The organism is Nostoc sp. (assembly GCF_036916655.1).
GTDB lineage: Bacteria > Cyanobacteriota > Cyanobacteriia > Cyanobacteriales > Nostocaceae > Nostoc.
On sequence record NZ_JBALFY010000036.1, the window covers coordinates 1 to 16,839 of the forward strand.

The following is a 16,839-nucleotide window of genomic DNA, read 5'->3' on the forward strand; positions in this document are numbered from 1 at the left end:
TTAAAGCTCACGTCAATCTCTGAGACAGGAGATCAAGCTTTTGTCCTGGGTGAGTCTCCCAATGGAAATCTCCTCAAAATTAATAAAATTAACTTTTATGATTTTTCTGGTCAGTCATTCTCGGATCGAGATTACCGAAAACTGACTATCGAAACCTCAGCTTCTAAAACTAGAGATGCTGTATTTTTGAATGGTGAACCCTTGGGGGTATTGCACTTCAAAAAAGACAAAGACGCGCTCAGACAACTTGGATTGCTCAAAACCGGAAAACTTACATCCGCCGACGCTATCATTGAAAGTAATTTTTCTGTTATTTGCGCTCAAATTGACCCTAATACCGTTGAATATCCCCAGAAGTGGACGAAGGAATTTCAGGCTTTTGGGACTCAATCAGTTAACCCTCAGCAACTGTATATGATTGATAGTAGTGCGAAAATTCTACATCAGATTAAAGAGCGTCCTACTTTCTTATTTTCGACAGAATCAAACAAAAAACTTGGAGTCATGGGCTTGGCTGTTGACAACCAGAAAGCTGAGACTGTGACTAAATGGTTAACTGCTCAAAAAGTTGAATGGCAGCAAGTACCAACAGAAGATGTTATCAGGGAAACTAAAAAAGGTCTAGCAGTATTTCACTTAGTCAGCAGTTCAATTCCCCCCAAAACTTTGGAGAACATGACCAAGAAATTTGGGTCAATTATTGAATCGGATAGTGACTATCAACAAAGAGTTAATTCCCTCGCCACACGACCACAGTTTTTTAAACCTCCATCTCAATCAGCATTGTCCCCGCCTCAACAAAGCGCTCAATTCCACCCAAACCAAGAGGTTCAAAATCTCGCCGTCGCCTCTCCTGTCATCACAGGCAAACCGATTCCGATGAACTACCCTTTAATGATGCATGGTGAGCCAAACCCACTACCTGTAAATACTTGCATTGATGCGATGAGAGGATATGGTCGAACTCATACCACCAGAGCTTATCAACCATACAAACAGTATGGGTTTAAGGAAGGGGATATTGCTCTGGCGACAGGCATTGATAAGCAAGTCGCCTTTCGAGTCGGTAAGCAGTATCAAATCACACCTTCTATGATTGCTGACCCTGTTTATCAACAGCAGTGGGCTGACATGGAAAAGCACTCACCCAAGGCATTACCAGAATTGTTCACGGGCAAAGGGCAGGTCTGGGCACTACATCTTGAACCCTTGGGGGATTATGTGGACGGGAAAATAGTCCCGTTTCCTGAACCACAAAACAGAGCCTCACCTAATCAAACAGTCCAAACTCAATCAGTTACTATTGATGACTTGAGAAATTGGTATAATGCCGCAGATAAGTTAGGGAAGTCGGAAAATTACAAAAAATGCATTGTGGAAGTGGCAAATGGGTTTAAAGCTGGTGAGCAATTATCAGCCGAAGCGTTGACAGTAATGAATAAAGATACATTTGAGCTTGAAGCCATCAGTCGGCTGACTCAAATTGCTCAAAGGATTGGCATGGTCTGGGGTAAGTCTGATGAAAGTGGTACTCAATTTCAAGGGAAAATTTATGACTTGGCTTTCAATACCCAGCACAGGAATTTAACTATTTCGCAGAAAAATGGGAAGATAATTTTAAACTTACAATCTGGCAAGGTGCAGACTAATAAACTAACTCCACAGATATTACAAACTTTTGAAGATGTTAATACTCAAATTGATAAAATATTAGCTAAATCTCAAATACAACAAGTAGACTTACAAAGATAGATTTATCTGCCTCCGGCAAGGCAGAAGGCAGAGGGTAATTCTTGCTGGAGGAAAGAATAAGTTTTAAATTTTGCCTTTTTGCCTTGCTAAATTGGGTTTAAGCTCCCTGCTAAATCGTAGATTTAACGGTCTACAATTACAGCATCGGTGAGAGGTTAGAATGATTGCACATTTGTCAAGAGGGTGCGGGAAAAGGGGATAAATCCAGCTTGGAGACTGCTTTTCGCAGGGCTTTGACAACTCCCAAATCTTGATTCTCTTTTGCAGCAAAATACTTAATGGGGTCATCGGCGTTACCTTTATCGTAGGCAACGCTGAAATGGTACAAACCTCGAAAAATCATTTCCAAAGAAATGCGGTCAAATGGTAAAGCTAATTCATCAGCCACCGCATCTCCCAAGTCAACTAATACGGCATAAAAGAGCCAAGTTGCCCAGACTTGTAACTTTACACCATTAATAGAACCAGTCCATAAATAAGATAGCCCCAACAGGCGTTTGACTGTGTAAAAAGCTTCTTCAACTCTCCATCTTCGGCGATATAAATCTGCCACAACGTAAGGAGGTAATATTTGTGGATCGAGGACAGAAGTAACATAAGAATAGCTAGATTTACCAACCTTAATTTCTATTAAGCGTAAATTGAGTACTGGTGCGCCACGACGAACAGTGCCAAGTTGAATCAATCGGTCTTTAACTGAATGGTCATAGCTGAAAATCTTTAAGTACTTAATAGATGCTTTGGCTTTTAAACGAGTAATAAAATGAATTTCTTGGTTAATAAGTTGTTGTAAAAATTGGAAATGATAAAAACCTCTGTCAAGCAAAATCAGAGTTTTAGCAGGCAGTAAATTTAATAATGCCGCTTCAAAATTAGTGTCCGATGCTGCTGGATTAGTGTGAAACCAAACTTCGACGGGTAAACGAGTTACCAAATCAATAACTGTACAAATTTTGCCGGCTAACTGCCCTGTTTTTAAGTCTTCCAGGCTTTTGAGCTTGCGAAATAATGCTTCTAATGTAGATCCATCAGCTATCCAAACTTGTTCAAAATTAAGTAGTGCGAACTTAACACTATCTGGCAGTGGTCGCCTAAGCCGTTGCTGCCAATTTAATTGTAACTGAGGTAGTAAATCTTTAAAGACCCGCTCAAATAATTCCGCAGGAAATGCCAAAAACCTTTGAGAAAGTGATTGTTGAGCAACTTTAGTTACACGGCACCATAAGAAACCTTCTCTCACCAAAAGGCGATTTAACTCTTGTACTCCAGGAACTTGTCTCCACAATAGTGTTAATACTGCTGCCACCATGAACGATAAGTTCAAAATTCTATCTCGTAATCCTAACTGTTTGTAATATTTTTGTTGAGCGAAAATAGCTGGAGTTAATAAAGCTTCTAATTGTTGAGAAATCGCCTCATTATCTATAGTAGGAGTATTATGTTTATGTGCGTGGTCAGAGTTTTGTTTTTGTCGCTTGGGCATAATGGTAGACCAAACTTTTCATTACCTCGTTTGATAATTGAATTTACCTAACAATGCTACCCACTTTTTACGTCGTTACAATACTTTTTCATCTCCTATAAAAGCAGTTAAACACTTTAAAGATAATGATAATCAAATATAGGGGAAGGAGGTGAGCGTCGCTCACCTCCTTCCCCTATCCTCAACACGATTATCATTCTTATTTAAAATATTTTAAGTATTTTAACTGATTGACAAAAGGCACTTTGTTCTAACTCTCACCAATGCAATTACAGTTATCTTTCAGAGTACCGACCGCAACCGTGCAGCAAGGTTCAAAGTTCCAGCATTGTGGGTGGATGCTTGGTGTCAAAGGTGCTTTGTATCGTTCACGGAAATGGTAAAGTGGCGAAGGGTTATTCAGCGAGATGCGACAAGTCTATGAGACACTTACAACACATGAGATTTTAGTCAAAGATTGTGTCGGTTACATTAATCGTGTACTATTATATTAGTACAAATATACTTTAGTCTACGATGAGCAAGCCAAAAAGTGTTAAAGATTGCAAAAAAAGCAACTATAATTAAGCAATAGAAATATTCTATAAAATCTTTATATTTTATTAAATAAAAAGGATTATGAATTTCTATACACATTTATATTTCTTCATTAATTAGACTATTTTGTGGCAGTTAACAGAGAGAAAGGTCATGTTGGATAAACTAATAAAATATTTTGTCTACGCGACAAAAGGGTATATTACAAAAACACAACTGATCAAGTTTTTGTATTTAGCTGATCTTTACTCTGTTAAGTGGACAGGAAAGCAGCTGACTGATCTAGATTGGTGTTATTATCAATTTGGCCCTTGGAATGAGGGAATAGATGCTGCTTTAAATGAAATGAATGGGAAAGAGATTATTCAAGAGTCTCAGTATAATGCAACATATATTAGACCTGTGAATCAAGCTGCTCAGGCAGATGATTTGGACATACCTCTCAGTATTAAGTTTGTACTAGATAATATTCGGAGAGAGTGGGCAGGCTCAGATAAACTGAATCAGTTACTAGATTATGTATATAGCACTGCTCCAATGGTGGAAGCAAAAAATACCCATCGACCAGAAGAGAAAGTTAAACTTAACTTACAAGCAGAAAGAGAAAAATTAGTCAGTGAATTAGGATTGTAAAGTGGCTGGAAAAAGACCTAGACAAGGTTGGATCTATTCTATAAATCCCTATAGGGTATCTCTTCGTTGCAAACTGGGTCATATTCATGTTTATAATTTAGATGAGCCTGCTGAAGTAGAATGTCAAACTTGTAGTGAGAATATTAATTCAAGTAGGGTTTTTAGAGGTACACATCCTTATATCATTTGGACAAGTGATCAGTTTCAAGATGAATCTGGATATATAGCAACATTTTCTGTTATTCCTCTGACTTCACAAACTACATTTAACGGTTTACCAACCACATATCCAATTAACTGTACAAGTAGAAATGGTCTTGATAAAAATTCCTACGCTTTAATTCATCAAATATGTACTGTTGATGCTAATTGCTTTAAAGACTCATCAGCCAATTGGTTAGAGAGAATTGGACAATTGGATAAAGCAGATAGAGAAACTATAGAAGAACGTTTAAAGTATTTTTTGAATATTCAAGAGAATCCTAGTGAAGACTGGTTTGCTCAAAATGCGTCTCCAGAACTTTTGAAAAAAGTCTTCGATTATCTACCTGAAAATACAAAAAATTTAGTAATAGAAGAATTAATTAACAATTTAGACTCATAATACCTATATATTTATCATTGAAGAAGAATTCAGAAGTCAGAGTCACTTTCGTTGGGGATTCAGACCCAACTAATTGTAGACACCGTGCAGACGATAGATAGCGCAGCGTATACCCTTCGGGATGCAACGCTATGAGCGACGCAGGAGCGTCTGGGGTTTTAAACCCGTTTATTCATCTACCAGTCGCACAGAATTCAATTGTAATGGTGCAGGTAAACCAACTCAGTTATGAGCCGAATCATCGCAGTTTTTAATCAGGCGGCAGGTGTTGTCAAAACCACCCTTATCTAAAACCTGGGCTACCAAATAGTACAACTGGGTCGTCACATCCTGCTCATCGACATAGACCATAAGTGTTGCTGTCCTATTCATCGCCAACAACTTTACTGACGAGAGACAGATTACCCGGATTTCTCACCACATCTCTCAAAACCTTGTGCAGGGGAGCAGAGGGGCAGAGGGGATAAAAACAAGGCACATTGAATTCTCCCCTGCTCCTTTGCTTTGGTTGTTGAGCGTAGTCGAAACACTGCACAAGAGCTGCCTCAACGATTTTCCCTTTTCCTTTTCAAGCGTGCCATTCGCTCCTGTAGAGATAGTATCGAGTCTTTCTAGAGAAGAGTCATGACGCACTATCAGAGCGAGAATTCCACCAACTAGCAGTGCTGCCGCCATTACTTGCAGCCCTCCGGTAAAACTATTAGTGGCATCTTTAACTAAGCCGATAACGTAGGGAGCAACAAATCCTCCTAAATTGCCTACAGAGTTAATTAACGCTAAGGAACCAGCTGCTGCTGTACCACTTAAAAAAGCAGTGGGTAAAGCCCAAAATGGACCTAAAGCTCCCCAAATGCCCAATGCTGCCAACGAAAGGGACGCTAGCGCAGTCACAGGGTGATGAAAGTAAGCACTCAAAATTAGACCGAATGCGCCAATAAAAGCTGGGATAGCCACATGAGCGCGACGTTCTCCAGTCTGATCTGAGTGGCTACCAACAAAAACCATTCCAATCGCACCTACAAGATACGGAATAACTGAAAGAAATGCCACCCAGAGGTCACTTAATCCAGAAAAACCTTTAATAATTTGTGGCAGCCAAAAACTAATACCATAAAGACCAATTACTAGTGTGAAATAAATCAGGCTCAGTAACCAAACTTTAGGATTGACAAGAGATTGGAGTAAAGTGTAACTCTTGTGCCGAGTTTTGTGTTCGTTTTCTAGCCGTAATCTCTCTTGGAGCCATGAACGCTCCTCTACTTCCAACCATTGAGCAAGCTCAGGACGTTCGCAGAGATAACTCAGCACCACAAAACCCATAAAGATGGCGGGTAAACCCTCTACTAAAAATAACCACTGCCAACCGGCTAATCCCATAAATCCATGTAGAGTCAGCAGCAGACCAGAAAGGGGCGCTCCCACAACCCCAGCTATAGCAGTTGCTGTCATAAATAAAGCTACGGTTTTAGCGCGTTGAATTGCTGGGAACCAATAAGTGAGGTAAAGAATAATTCCAGGAAAAAAGCCAGCTTCGGCAATTCCTAATAAAAAACGTAATAAGTAAAAGCTCAAAGGGCTTTTAACAAACATCATACTTGCGGCAATTACGCCCCAAGTTATGACAATCCGGGCAATCCAAACCCTAGCACCAATTCTTTCTAGTATAAGGTTGCTAGGAATTTCAAACAAAAAGTAGCCCAAGAAGAAAATCCCTGAGCCGAAACCATAGATTGTGGAACTAAAGCCCAAATCGTGATTCATTTGCAAGGCGGCAAAACCGACATTAACCCGATCCAAATAAGCAATGATATAAAGCACAAATAACAAGGGAATCAGCCGTCGAGTTACCTTGTTTAATACCTTTTGTTTGAGCATTTCATCTGATGTCATCTCACTTGTCCGATTTTATTCCTTGCGGTTGCTGTTATTTCAAAGTCAAGCCTATCTCGGCTTGAGTGTACCAACCCATGTAACGCTGAAGCTATTACTGGCTTGAACGGATATGTTACTGGCGTAGGCACTCAAGTTAACAGAGCCATCTGTTGAAAAACTGCCTTCTTGATAAGGATGAGGTTTTTCACCTGTTTTTTAGTTTCTGCATAAGTAGCTCCTTTTTCAAGAATGTTTATAAGGTTATTCAGTGTGCGAATAGACACGGGTATTGAAGCTTGGTACATTGAAATGGTCATTGAGATTTATCCAAAAAAAATTCAAACGACTTTGAGCTAACCCATCTAATATTAGAAGGAATTGGCTATAATCTGATGTCGGATGAAAACTGTCAGCTAAAATAATGAAGGTAGTTATACAGGAACGCCAATGAATATCAGTATTGACATACCTGATGAGGTGCGCGTTTATGTGGAGGCACAAGTAATGGCAGGTGCTTACAGTAGCATTGGCGAATATTTTCTCTCATTGGTACAACAAGACCAAAAACGCAAGGCACAAGCTCTTTTAGAAACACTTTTAAAAGAAGGTATTGATGGAGAAGGGGAGGAAGTAACACCAGAATATTGGCAAAACCTGCGTTCTACCGTTTTAGGTCAGAACAGCATGGGCAACCCAAACGATACATGAGCTATCGATTGATTGTCAAAGACCGGGCAACGCAAGATTTGCGACATCTGGCCAATTACATATTAGTCAATGGGAATACAGATGTGGCAGTTAAATTCTTAAACGCTGCCGAAGTGACGTTTGCTCAGTTGGTCAAGACTCCTGGGATGGGAAAGGTAACGCAGTTAGTGGTATCGACATTGGGTGAAATCCGACAATGGCGTATCAAGGATTTTCAGGATTATTTAATTTTCTATCGTATTCAAGATACTACGATTGAGATTCTTCGGGTATTTCATGGAGCAAGAGATTTAGCAGATGTACTTAACGAATTAGACGAAGAATTTTAACTCAAAATAAAACCAGTCAATTTCTGCAATTAATTGGATGAGTTTTGTGAGAGCATGACCTACACCACAACCAACCAATCGCACACCACAGACCTACAACCGTCTGCAAACTTAACCCAAACCTGCCACTGTCCCAGATATCCGTTCCATATTGGCTCACCATTAGCAACGCCGACAGCCTCGCCAACCTTGGAGATTAACTCGCTGTAGGAAGAGCCAATACTGTTCAAGCCTTGCTGCAATTTCAGTTTCAGCCCCTTCCATCCAAGAATCGCGATATTTTCTGGGGTATGTGGTGCTATGTCACTGAGTGGTGTTGCAAAGACTATATTATTAGTGCCTGACACCAAATCAGAATTGTGGGATATCGATCTTGCGGGGCTACAAAAAGGGCTAGAATGCAGATAGAATAAGCCTCATAGCTCTCTGTCCTTGTTGGTAGTACTTACGCTTATTAGGACTTAATCTCAATAATTCGGTGACTAACTCATAGGAACTTTCTGTGAAATTGACCCAATTATGGCCATATAACCCAATATAAAAACTACTATGTCGTCGAACAATCCTTAAGGATTCTTTAATTCGTCCAACATATTTTTGAAGACCCATGCGTTTAATTTTTTGCCCAGATATAGTTGCAGATGTATAGGCAAGTGAGATTAATAATATTAGAGAAATTAACCGTTTTCCTGATGCATTAGTATCTTCTAAGTTATAACCACCGCTTTTAAAATCTCTAAACATCTCTCGGAGGCGGAGTGTCTCCGACTCCGCTCAATATCAAACCGTTGTTTATAAGCTTTAATAGTAGACTCTAAAGTATCAAAATTAGTGAGAATAAACCAGCCCTCCTCAGGCGCAACTCCAAAACGTTTCCGCTTCCATTTACCCGCAAGATTAAAGCTAATAAACCCTGTAGTTTTTGTATATTTAATGCCTTGATAAAAGAACGAGACTCCAGGTGATAAACCGGAATTTTTTAATTGGAGCCAAATTTCTGGTTCTATTTCTATAAAAGCATCTTTTTTTACACGTAAACAAAAGTACACTTTCTGTTCTGTAAGCCAGTTAGCCAATTTCAGTGAACAGAATTCGCGGTCTCCTAACACAACGGTTTTATAATCTTTAAAAAGGGACAGTGCTTTATTAAAAACAACTTTTTGCTCGTCAAAATTACTTGAGCCTAATTTACTTAATAACTCAAAGTATATTGGAATAGACCTTTTATCCCAAACCACACTAATCATTAACAGATTAATACACCTCCAATTAGTCCGATCAATCACTACATAAATAACTTCATTTAAGGGAAAATATATCTCTAACCAGCTTTTAATAATTGGGAACCAAATTTCTTCAATAGTTATGTAATTTAATGACAAAAATCTTTGAACTCTCTTTCTTCTACTTTCAAAAAATATGGGAATAGGTAAAGCAGTAGCTAGTGCTTCAATGCTAACAGTTTTAATAGATTGTAATAAATTTATCAGGATTTTTAGTAATAAATATTCTGCACGTCCCAATTCTCGCTTGAGGTTTGTTTCGTAGAATTCTGGTAACATTATCATTAAATAGAGCTTGTTGAGAATGAATGCTCTTTTTCTTTTACCACGAATTGCTACACTCTTTATCGTATAGGCATTCTAGACCATTTTGTCTCCCCTCAAGGATATCGATAGTGATATTATGTCAGTTACTGGTGTAGTTGTACTTATATTATTACTGACTGACACCGACTCACTAAGAAACACTTCATCCCGATTAAACCACTGCCCAAAAATTGAATTACGCTGATCATCAGGGGCAACAAACCGATAGACGCACTCCCGGTTTTCACGCTTACCCAACCGACCAACATAATCCAACTTCAAGTCAATCTTGGCAAGTAACTTCTGAGCGATGCCTTCGGCAACCCGAAGCGGGAACGCTATCGGGGTCAGTTTTTCCGAGACACTGACATCCAGGTAATTCTTAATAACCTGCCGATGCGTTACAGCGAGTGCCTTAAACTCCAGCATCTTTTCATCAGTCCCACGTAACTGAACGTCTGGTGTAAGAAACTGCAACAGATTCAGATTTTCGAGTAACAACACAGCCGGTAATAACTGCCCCTTGTTAAAATCTGGTTTCCAAACCGAATTCTCCCCAGCCTCTAACTGCGCTTTTGCTCTTTTGGCATCACGGTTCGTCAGAAATTCCCGCCCCAGGGTCAAATAGTAGTGCATTCTCAGTTGAGGATACCACCCATCGTCATCTTTCTCGACCAAATCAGGGGTTACGTCAATTTCATAGCGACGGGACATTCCGCCTTGCGCTGCTGATGTTGTTCGGTTTTCGTTTTCGCCCGTTTGTCTTGTAGCTTCTTCAATTCGGTTGGGGAGAGTTCAACAGAATTAGCGATGCCAAAGGCGGGCTACGCCTACGCCTGACATTCACTAGCGTAGAATTCAACAGAGGCGGCTTTAACCGACTCGATTACTGACTCACTCTCATTATTATCAGCCGCCTCTGTATCTATAATAATGTACCGCTCGTAGAAACCCCCCAAGTAGAGATTCACGATCGCGCTACATTTTGACGTTGATTAGACTGTTTTGTAACTGTGTAGTTAGATTATGCTTTTTGACTTAGCACAGGAATTTCAATACAAAATTCTGTGCCTTTCCCCGGCTCAGAGACAAAAGAGAGAGTCCCACTATGTTTTTCCTCAATAATTTGCGGAGAATCTTGCATTAGGAAATCAATATCAATTTCATCTATTTTTTGCTGAATTTCTCCTCCAGGATTGGGATAATATTGTTGATAAAGTTGAAACAAATCAATAAAATTTTGGGTGTATTCAGAAGCGTGATTAAGATTTCCTAAAATGAAGTTGACTGGTGGATTGTTAATTTCATGGGCAATTCCAGCAACTAACTCACCAAGGGTAGACATCTTTTCTTGTTGTACCAGACGAACCTGAGCTTGCTGAAAATTATCAAGTGCTTGAGATAGTTGGAAAGTACGTTCTTCTACTCTTTGCTCTAGTTCATGAGTCAGCTTTTGTAACTTGGTTTCGACTGCAAGACGATCGGCTATTTCTTGTTTAAGTTGCTGATTATGAGTTTGGAGTGACATGTTGATGGGAAATCTGGCGCTAAGATTCGGTTTACAAGCTCTTTTATGCTGATGCACCATCTTTAGTCTTCTGCATGAATTAATTCAAGAAATTGCGAAATTTCTTTAGTCGAGCGAATGTGATAAACATTTTTGATACTTTGAGCCTGCTCGATAAACTCACGATATTTTGGGGTCAAATATTTGTGACATAACCAAAGCGCACGGTAGCTACTAAGAGAACTCCTTAATATGGGGCTGTTTTGGGGCCAGCCTGATGGCGGTTGAAAGTAACCTGTGATGAGTCGTTTAGTTACCCACCAAAAATGCATATAGAGTGGTAGATCAATAAAAACTAGAGTATCCGCCTTGTCAAGTCTTGGCCAGAGAGTTTCCATACAACCAAACCCATCAATAATCCATTGGTCAGTAACTAAAATTTGTTGATGGGCGTGCTTATAGTCTTCATGTGGAAGCTCTGTACCTCCTGATTGATATTTAATCTTGTCCAAGACGTAAAGTGGCAAACCAGTGATTTGAGATAATCTCTTGCTTAGAGTTGATTTGCCGCCTCCAGCATTGCCAAACACCGCTACTTTTTTCATCGCCACTCTCCTTTTAGTGTAATCAAGTCAAATTTGGCACAAGCTTGTCACGAGAGAATAAAATTTTTCGCTAAATTACTTTTATACTACAAAAGGTGTCGCTAACTTTCCTTTCTTCAGCATTAATAAACCCACAGGCGATCGCTCTCTTAAGCGAACAGATAGAGGTGTTATGTGATACATTGTTTCCAACAAATATCTATTTCAGAAGAATAAGTATGCTGCAATAAAGCAGCTATAAAATCGTAGATATGTAATTTGAAAAGACAGCGAATGCTCGAATGAAACGAAGGTTCACGCTGGATCGCACCTAACTATTCACTAGCTATAACACGGTGAGCATGACCTAAGTCAGTGGACTTGAGTAATCTCCAAGTGAGAAGATGGAGTTTTTTCAAGTAAAAGATATATGAGTAATACTGAATTTCGTCCTTGCCCAATCTGTTCGACCCCAACTCGATATTTTTCAAGATATCCACGTGCAGTTTGCGATGATTGCTATAGCAAAGCAAGTGATGATCAGGGACGAAAATTGAGTTTTTTTAATACCTCAATGAGTGGAGGATTTGAGGGAATTATAACTGAAACTAAAGAGAAGTACGAAAGCCATATTTGCTATATTGATGGGGTAAAATGCTGCGCTGATGAAGCTCGGTTTGGCGGAATTGTGATTGAAATGATGAAAAATGATAATTTTTCTAATCACTAGGAAACCGTATTTAGATTATTAACTTATACCCAGTGTTTGACCGTGGTCTATCAGATTGGGTGCGATTGCGTCCATCAAATGGGAACCATGTTGTGTAATTGCGTTCCTGGGCACCATGAAATTATTGAATTTTCTCAAATCCAAAGCAGTGATTATAGTTTTAGCGATTGCAGTAAACATCACTGTCATTGATATACATTCTTCTAGTTCAAATCTTCCCATAGGCAAGAGTACAATTACTCAGTCCCAACCACAGATTCAACTTGTTCACACACTGACTGGACATAAAAAAGTGACTTTTGGTGTTCGAGCAGTTGTGATTAGCTCTTCGGGGCAAATCCTGATTAGTGGAGGTAGAGATGATACAATTAAATTCTGGAATTTACATACCGGGAAGTTGTTGCGTAGTTTAGACGCTCACTCAGATGGTGTTACTTCAATTGCGATTAGTCCAGATGGCAAGAGAATTGTAACTGGTGGGATAAGCACCACAACAATGAAGGTTTGGGATTTAGGCACTTTCCTTATGCTAAAGGGCGACAGTGGGCATACCCAACCGATAGAAACTGTTGCGATTAGTTCAGATGGTAGATTGATTGCTAGTGGCAGTGATGATCATACAATCAAGCTTTGGGATTTACACACGCTTAAGCTGCTTGATACCATTACTGCACACTCAGGATTTGTGAGTAAAGTTGCATTTAGCCCTGATATGCAAACCCTTGTAAGTGCTGGTGGTGGCGATGATAATACAATTAGGGTGATTGATTTACAAACCAAAAAAACACGCCATATTCTCAAAGGACACAAAACCGGAGTTGATGCTATTGCCATTACTCCAGATAGCAAAAAGCTTGTTAGTGGTAGTTTTGGTCAGCTAGTTTCTCGAAATCGTGCGATTAGTACCCTAAAGTTATGGAATCTTCAAACTGGAAAACTGCTGCATGAGTTTACTGATAATTTTAATTCAGTTGAATCGCTTGCCATCAGCCCGAATGGAAAAATTCTCATCTGCGGCAATTATGATGGCAGTATTAAACTGTGGAGCTTAGAGACTTTAAAGCCGTTGCATACCTTTCAAGATGGTTCCAGTTCTGTTTTAGGGCTTGCTTTGAGCCGGGACGGTAAAACCCTTGCTAGTAGCAATGAGGATAGTACTGTACATATTTGGCAAATTAAATAACTGCATTAGCCCTATTTTTGGCACATGGGAACTTCTAAAAGCAGAAGCTGGTTACGAATACAGAACTTAACTTTAACTATGGGTATTCTCGTTCAAAAAGTACGAGTCAGAATAGCTTTTCTAAAACCCGTACTTTTCCGTTTCTAACACGCCACCTGTCAACAGCAAATACAAAACAGACAGACCACTAGAGTTCTAGAAAATATAGTTAATTGGTAGGTAAATTGTATGGTTTACGCAGTGGTGGTTCTCCTCCAGTCATAAGAGTAACTGAATCTTCAGCTTCCTCACCTACAGACCACCACCCGGCTACGATTGTTTTATCAGTCTGCGCCAATAGTTGCAGCTTGGGCAAAGTCTCCTTGATTTTTAAGGCACCAGCAGCAAAACATGACCAAAACCTAACTTCAGGTTCAGTATCATCCAACCCTTGGATAATTACACTCACTGCTGGCTGATATAAATTTTCTGGTAATTCATGAGAGAGCTTATTGCCAATTCCTTCTAATGCTTGCGCTCTAACAAAAGGAGCCTCAGCAATGTTTGCTGCTACTTCGGTCAGGGTACTAATCACTTCCTGATTTCCTTGGTAATTCGACAGAAAAGAGATTGCATACACCACACTATTTCGCTGTATGGGATCAGAACTAGTGGACAGAATAGACAACAAAGATTTTAGGTGCTTCTCAGTAGCGATAAGGCTGAGGGAAGTTGCTGCTTGCATCCATAATTCACGACGTTGACCAGACAAAGTACGAATAAGGGCATCAGCGTCTCGATCATCACCGATTCTTCCGACTAACCAACAAGCTGTCTGTGCTTCTTCAAAGTCAAGGGTATCAATCCAATTACCACTACGGGAAGCGAACCCTAGTCTTTCAAGTGTCTCGATCTCACCTACTGCTTCTGGAAATTGATTTTTGACTTCTTGAAGATTCATAGATTGAGGTAAATATAGCGTCGCTGATACTAGGGGCTTATTGGCTGAAAGTATTACTATTCATCTTAATTTGTCAATGGTTGTAACCAATAAATTCAAGTATGCTGAATTTATCAGTGAAGAGTGTAGATTCCACAGGAGATAGCTTTGTTGAATATCAACTTTTCTTTTTGTATCTGGTTAAAACAGCGTTATACAGTCATTGGAGTTTTATTGCTTGCTATGTCTATTACAGCTTGCAATAACTCTGCTACATCACAACTAGCATCTGCCAATCGCCCAACGTTGGCAAATCTTTCGGACACCTCTAATCCATCTTCTCCACCCGCTTCTTCCACACAAAATCCTGTAAAAAACCAGTCCCAAGAACAACTTGCAGTCCAACTCATTCATGATTATTACGATGCGATCGCACGGCTTGACTATAAACAAGCTTACTTGGCTTGGGATGGAGATGGTAGTGCCAGTAAGCAATCATTTGAGGAATTTCAGCAGGGTTTTGCTAACATCGTATCCATTGTTGAAGAAGTCGGAAAACCGGGTTCTTTAGAAGGGGCAGCAGGCTCGCTATATATTGAAATTCCCGTTACTGTTACGAGTGTTACTAGCAATGGAACTCCACAGCGTTTTCGTGGTAGCTATAAGCTGCGACGAGTCAATAACGTTCCTGGCTCAACTCCAAAGCAACGTAGATGGCATATCTACTCGGCCAATATTTCTCTTGAGCAGTAATTCCCCTAGCGTGGCTGCTAAAGTCTGATTCATATTTAATCTAACTTTTCCTGATTGACCATAGCAGTATTTTAGGTGTTAAGCGATGAATGTCTATGGCGGCAAGCTACGCACCCCCAGCAATGCCAATTCTAGACCAATCCCCCAAATCCTCCCCGTGTAGAGATACCCTACGGATTACAGTACATACATTGGGCTGGATTCGCAAATTCCATACCATTAGGAAATAGTTTTTCTTGATTAAAGCAAAGCGTAGCCAATCGATTTTCTCTCTTACTGCCGAAAGTTGTGCTGATGTGGGGCGTTGGTAGGAAATCTGGCGCGAAGATTCGGTTTGTCCCGGATTTCTCACCACATCTCGATTAAGTCTGCGCTTGAGCAGAGGAGAGTTCAATGTGCCTTGTTCAATCCCCTCTGCCCAATATCCCCTCAAGCTTGTGAGAAATGCGGGTTGGGAGCTTTTATGTTAAAAAAGCTACTGTTGAGGGAAAACTTAAAACAAGACTCTGTGTTAAATAAACTAAGAGGATTCATATTACAAATTATCGAGGTTTTATTGTTAGTCAGCAACCTCAATCAAGATGAAAGTATTACCCGACGATAGCTTTACGATTTTGACACCTGATGCCCTGCCTATAGTTGTGCAACGGTTGAATGCACAAGTTGAACCTACAAAAGTATTTAGATTTTCTAAGAAACACCTCCCTTATCAAGGAACCATTTCGGAATCAGGGTTTCAAATTAGTCGCATAATTCACTACCGGAACTCATTAGAAATATTAAGTTGAGTCCCGACAGAATTAGAAGGGTACTCAAAAAAAGGGGATTAACTGGAAAAGAGCCAGAATTAGTCATAGAAAAAAGCAAGATCCTGTAATACGAAAGCTCAAACAGGCAGACCTTGAAAAGAAACGAGCTAGCTGCTGCTGCTGGCGAGATAGACCTGAAATATTTAGATGAATCAGGCTTTTGTATGTGGTGTACGCCCGGTTATACATATTACCCAGTAGGAGAACAAAAGCGCTTAGAACAAAGTAAACGACGTGGCAGAAGATTGAGTATTCTTGGCTTGTTTCAACCATTAGTAAGTTTTATTTATGGCTTAGTTATTGGCAGCATAAAGAGTGAATCTTATATCAAGATGATGGAAAATGAGGCTATCCAGGCAGAACAAGAAATCAAGGCTACTGGACGTATAAGAGTCATAGTTCAAGATAATGGTTCCATACATAAATCTCTTGATGCACAAGAATATTGGACTCAGTGGGAACACATGGGGTTATATATTTTCTTTCTACCTGCATATTGTTCCGAGATGAATAGAATTGAGCTAGAGTGGCAACAACTCAAAAAACATGAAATTTCTGGGCAGATGTTTGATGATGAATTAGACCTAGCTTATGCAGTTATTAATGGGATAGAAGCTAGAGGAGAACTAAATAATTACGGTACAGAACGCTTCAAATTCAACAATCATCTTTCTTCTTAACATTGCTTTACATATATTTGTTTTTCCACGCCCACCTACTTAATACAATTATTCACGGAGTTTGGGGCAATGCAGCAATTCTCATTTTGAAATAAATAGAGTGTTAACCCCATTTTGAAATTCAAAATGTAGTACAAAATAACTAGTTTTTCAGAGGAAGGAGATAG

18 protein-coding genes and 4 pseudogenes are annotated in these 16,839 nt (G+C 39.7%); 10 read left to right on the plus strand and 12 right to left on the minus strand.

Translation table 11 applies throughout. The annotated features are described in order from the left end of the window. A pseudogene (locus V7L31_RS10175) lies at positions 1 to 1,752 on the plus strand (hypothetical protein); the annotation flags it as partial. 187 nt (positions 1,753 to 1,939) lie between these two features. On the opposite strand, the pseudogene V7L31_RS10180 reads toward V7L31_RS10175, so the two are convergent. Beyond that, a pseudogene (locus V7L31_RS10180) lies at positions 1,940 to 3,235 on the minus strand (IS4 family transposase); the annotation flags it as partial. A gap of 690 nt (positions 3,236 to 3,925) precedes the next feature. On the opposite strand from V7L31_RS10180, the gene V7L31_RS10185 reads away from it, so the two are divergent. Together V7L31_RS10185 and V7L31_RS10190 are read left to right on the plus strand one after the other, a co-directional pair. After that, on the plus strand, positions 3,926 to 4,405 hold the full coding sequence (locus V7L31_RS10185) for a type II toxin-antitoxin system antitoxin SocA domain-containing protein (RefSeq protein ID WP_334696108.1): 480 nt from the start codon (positions 3,926 to 3,928) through the stop codon (positions 4,403 to 4,405). 1 nt (position 4,406) lies between these two features. Then, the gene (locus V7L31_RS10190) at positions 4,407 to 5,009 is read left to right on the plus strand and encodes a type II toxin-antitoxin system PemK/MazF family toxin (protein ID WP_334696109.1); all 603 of its coding nucleotides are present in this window, start codon (positions 4,407 to 4,409) and stop codon (positions 5,007 to 5,009) included. 222 nt (positions 5,010 to 5,231) lie between these two features. Here the strand turns inward: V7L31_RS10190 and V7L31_RS10195 are convergent, their stop codons facing one another. From V7L31_RS10195 to V7L31_RS10205, 3 genes are all read right to left on the minus strand, one after another. Continuing rightward, positions 5,232 to 5,381, minus strand: a complete 150-nt coding sequence (locus V7L31_RS10195) for a hypothetical protein (protein WP_334696110.1) — start codon at positions 5,379 to 5,381, stop codon at positions 5,232 to 5,234. Between the two features lie 54 nt (positions 5,382 to 5,435). Then, on the minus strand, positions 5,436 to 6,899 hold the full coding sequence (locus tag V7L31_RS10200) for an MFS transporter (RefSeq protein WP_334696111.1): 1,464 nt from the start codon (positions 6,897 to 6,899) through the stop codon (positions 5,436 to 5,438). A 131-nt stretch (positions 6,900 to 7,030) separates the two neighbouring features. Next, positions 7,031 to 7,198, minus strand: coding sequence for a DUF1993 family protein (locus tag V7L31_RS10205; protein ID WP_334696112.1), 168 nt, complete (start codon positions 7,196 to 7,198; stop codon positions 7,031 to 7,033). Positions 7,199 to 7,328: 130 nt separating this feature from the next. Here V7L31_RS10205 and V7L31_RS10210 point away from each other — a divergent pair, with 130 nt between their 5' ends. Together V7L31_RS10210 and V7L31_RS10215 are read left to right on the plus strand one after the other, a co-directional pair. Then, on the plus strand, positions 7,329 to 7,589 hold the full coding sequence (locus tag V7L31_RS10210; protein ID WP_334696113.1) for a ribbon-helix-helix domain-containing protein: 261 nt from the start codon (positions 7,329 to 7,331) through the stop codon (positions 7,587 to 7,589). Next, positions 7,586 to 7,918, plus strand: coding sequence for a type II toxin-antitoxin system RelE/ParE family toxin (locus V7L31_RS10215; RefSeq protein ID WP_334696114.1), 333 nt, complete (start codon positions 7,586 to 7,588; stop codon positions 7,916 to 7,918). The genes V7L31_RS10210 and V7L31_RS10215 overlap by 4 nt, the downstream gene beginning before the upstream one ends. 59 nt (positions 7,919 to 7,977) lie before the next feature. Here V7L31_RS10215 and V7L31_RS10220 read toward each other — a convergent pair whose 3' ends face one another. The 6 genes and pseudogenes from V7L31_RS10220 to V7L31_RS10245 form a co-directional block, all read right to left on the minus strand. Continuing rightward, entirely contained in the window at positions 7,978 to 8,265 is a 288-nt protein-coding gene (locus tag V7L31_RS10220; protein WP_334696115.1) for a hypothetical protein, read from the minus strand. 46 nt (positions 8,266 to 8,311) lie between these two features. After that, a pseudogene (locus V7L31_RS10225) lies at positions 8,312 to 9,480 on the minus strand (IS4 family transposase). Between the two features lie 81 nt (positions 9,481 to 9,561). Then, positions 9,562 to 10,221, minus strand: coding sequence for a hypothetical protein (locus V7L31_RS10230; RefSeq protein ID WP_334696116.1), 660 nt, complete (start codon positions 10,219 to 10,221; stop codon positions 9,562 to 9,564). A gap of 116 nt (positions 10,222 to 10,337) precedes the next feature. Continuing rightward, a complete protein-coding gene (locus V7L31_RS10235; protein ID WP_334696117.1) occupies positions 10,338 to 10,478 on the minus strand; it encodes a hypothetical protein in 141 nt (46 codons plus the stop codon). Positions 10,479 to 10,531: 53 nt separating this feature from the next. After that, a complete protein-coding gene (locus V7L31_RS10240; RefSeq protein WP_334696118.1) occupies positions 10,532 to 11,035 on the minus strand; it encodes a hypothetical protein in 504 nt (167 codons plus the stop codon). Between the two features lie 62 nt (positions 11,036 to 11,097). Continuing rightward, positions 11,098 to 11,619, minus strand: a complete 522-nt coding sequence (locus V7L31_RS10245; protein ID WP_334696119.1) for an adenylate kinase — start codon at positions 11,617 to 11,619, stop codon at positions 11,098 to 11,100. A 409-nt stretch (positions 11,620 to 12,028) separates the two neighbouring features. On the opposite strand from V7L31_RS10245, the gene V7L31_RS10250 reads away from it, so the two are divergent. Both V7L31_RS10250 and V7L31_RS10255 read left to right on the plus strand, forming a co-directional pair. Beyond that, on the plus strand, positions 12,029 to 12,328 hold the full coding sequence (locus tag V7L31_RS10250; RefSeq protein ID WP_334696120.1) for a hypothetical protein: 300 nt from the start codon (positions 12,029 to 12,031) through the stop codon (positions 12,326 to 12,328). Between the two features lie 115 nt (positions 12,329 to 12,443). Beyond that, the gene (locus V7L31_RS10255) at positions 12,444 to 13,511 is read left to right on the plus strand and encodes a WD40 repeat domain-containing protein (RefSeq protein WP_334696121.1); all 1,068 of its coding nucleotides are present in this window, start codon (positions 12,444 to 12,446) and stop codon (positions 13,509 to 13,511) included. Between the two features lie 208 nt (positions 13,512 to 13,719). Here the strand turns inward: V7L31_RS10255 and V7L31_RS10260 are convergent, their stop codons facing one another. Next, complete coding sequence (locus tag V7L31_RS10260) at positions 13,720 to 14,451, minus strand: HEAT repeat domain-containing protein (RefSeq protein WP_334696122.1); 732 nt, start codon at positions 14,449 to 14,451, stop codon at positions 13,720 to 13,722. Between the two features lie 150 nt (positions 14,452 to 14,601). On the opposite strand from V7L31_RS10260, the gene V7L31_RS10265 reads away from it, so the two are divergent. Then, entirely contained in the window at positions 14,602 to 15,183 is a 582-nt protein-coding gene (locus tag V7L31_RS10265) for a hypothetical protein (protein ID WP_334696123.1), read from the plus strand. 106 nt (positions 15,184 to 15,289) lie between these two features. Here the strand turns inward: V7L31_RS10265 and V7L31_RS10270 are convergent, their stop codons facing one another. Further along, positions 15,290 to 15,577 carry a hypothetical protein gene (locus tag V7L31_RS10270; protein WP_334696124.1) on the minus strand — a complete coding sequence of 96 codons (288 nt, stop codon included), beginning with the start codon at positions 15,575 to 15,577 and terminating at the stop codon, positions 15,290 to 15,292. Positions 15,578 to 15,764: 187 nt separating this feature from the next. On the opposite strand from V7L31_RS10270, the gene V7L31_RS10275 reads away from it, so the two are divergent. Beyond that, positions 15,765 to 15,971 (plus strand): hypothetical protein, encoded by a 207-nt coding sequence (locus V7L31_RS10275; protein ID WP_334696125.1) that lies wholly within the window; start codon positions 15,765 to 15,767, stop codon positions 15,969 to 15,971. Beyond that, positions 15,956 to 16,672: pseudogene (locus V7L31_RS10280) on the plus strand (IS630 family transposase); the annotation flags it as partial. The gene V7L31_RS10275 and the pseudogene V7L31_RS10280, both read left to right, overlap by 16 nt. Positions 16,673 to 16,839 lie beyond the last annotated feature (167 nt).

What these genes read in the sequence shown, in the direction of transcription:
- V7L31_RS10185 (WP_334696108.1), top strand. Translation starts at nt 3,926, where the DNA reads ATGTTGGATAAACTAATAAAATATTTTGTCTACGCGACAAAAGGGTAT.
- V7L31_RS10195 (WP_334696110.1), bottom strand. Translation starts at nt 5,381, where the DNA reads ATGAATAGGACAGCAACACTTATGGTCTATGTCGATGAGCAGGATGTG.
- V7L31_RS10200 (WP_334696111.1), bottom strand. Translation starts at nt 6,899, where the DNA reads ATGACATCAGATGAAATGCTCAAACAAAAGGTATTAAACAAGGTAACT.
- V7L31_RS10205 (WP_334696112.1), bottom strand. Translation starts at nt 7,198, where the DNA reads ATGACCATTTCAATGTACCAAGCTTCAATACCCGTGTCTATTCGCACA.
- V7L31_RS10210 (WP_334696113.1), top strand. Translation starts at nt 7,329, where the DNA reads ATGAATATCAGTATTGACATACCTGATGAGGTGCGCGTTTATGTGGAG.
- V7L31_RS10215 (WP_334696114.1), top strand. Translation starts at nt 7,586, where the DNA reads ATGAGCTATCGATTGATTGTCAAAGACCGGGCAACGCAAGATTTGCGA.
- V7L31_RS10230 (WP_334696116.1), bottom strand. Translation starts at nt 10,221, where the DNA reads ATGTCCCGTCGCTATGAAATTGACGTAACCCCTGATTTGGTCGAGAAA.
- V7L31_RS10240 (WP_334696118.1), bottom strand. Translation starts at nt 11,035, where the DNA reads ATGTCACTCCAAACTCATAATCAGCAACTTAAACAAGAAATAGCCGAT.
- V7L31_RS10245 (WP_334696119.1), bottom strand. Translation starts at nt 11,619, where the DNA reads ATGAAAAAAGTAGCGGTGTTTGGCAATGCTGGAGGCGGCAAATCAACT.
- V7L31_RS10250 (WP_334696120.1), top strand. Translation starts at nt 12,029, where the DNA reads ATGAGTAATACTGAATTTCGTCCTTGCCCAATCTGTTCGACCCCAACT.
- V7L31_RS10255 (WP_334696121.1), top strand. Translation starts at nt 12,444, where the DNA reads ATGAAATTATTGAATTTTCTCAAATCCAAAGCAGTGATTATAGTTTTA.
- V7L31_RS10260 (WP_334696122.1), bottom strand. Translation starts at nt 14,451, where the DNA reads ATGAATCTTCAAGAAGTCAAAAATCAATTTCCAGAAGCAGTAGGTGAG.
- V7L31_RS10275 (WP_334696125.1), top strand. Translation starts at nt 15,765, where the DNA reads ATGAAAGTATTACCCGACGATAGCTTTACGATTTTGACACCTGATGCC.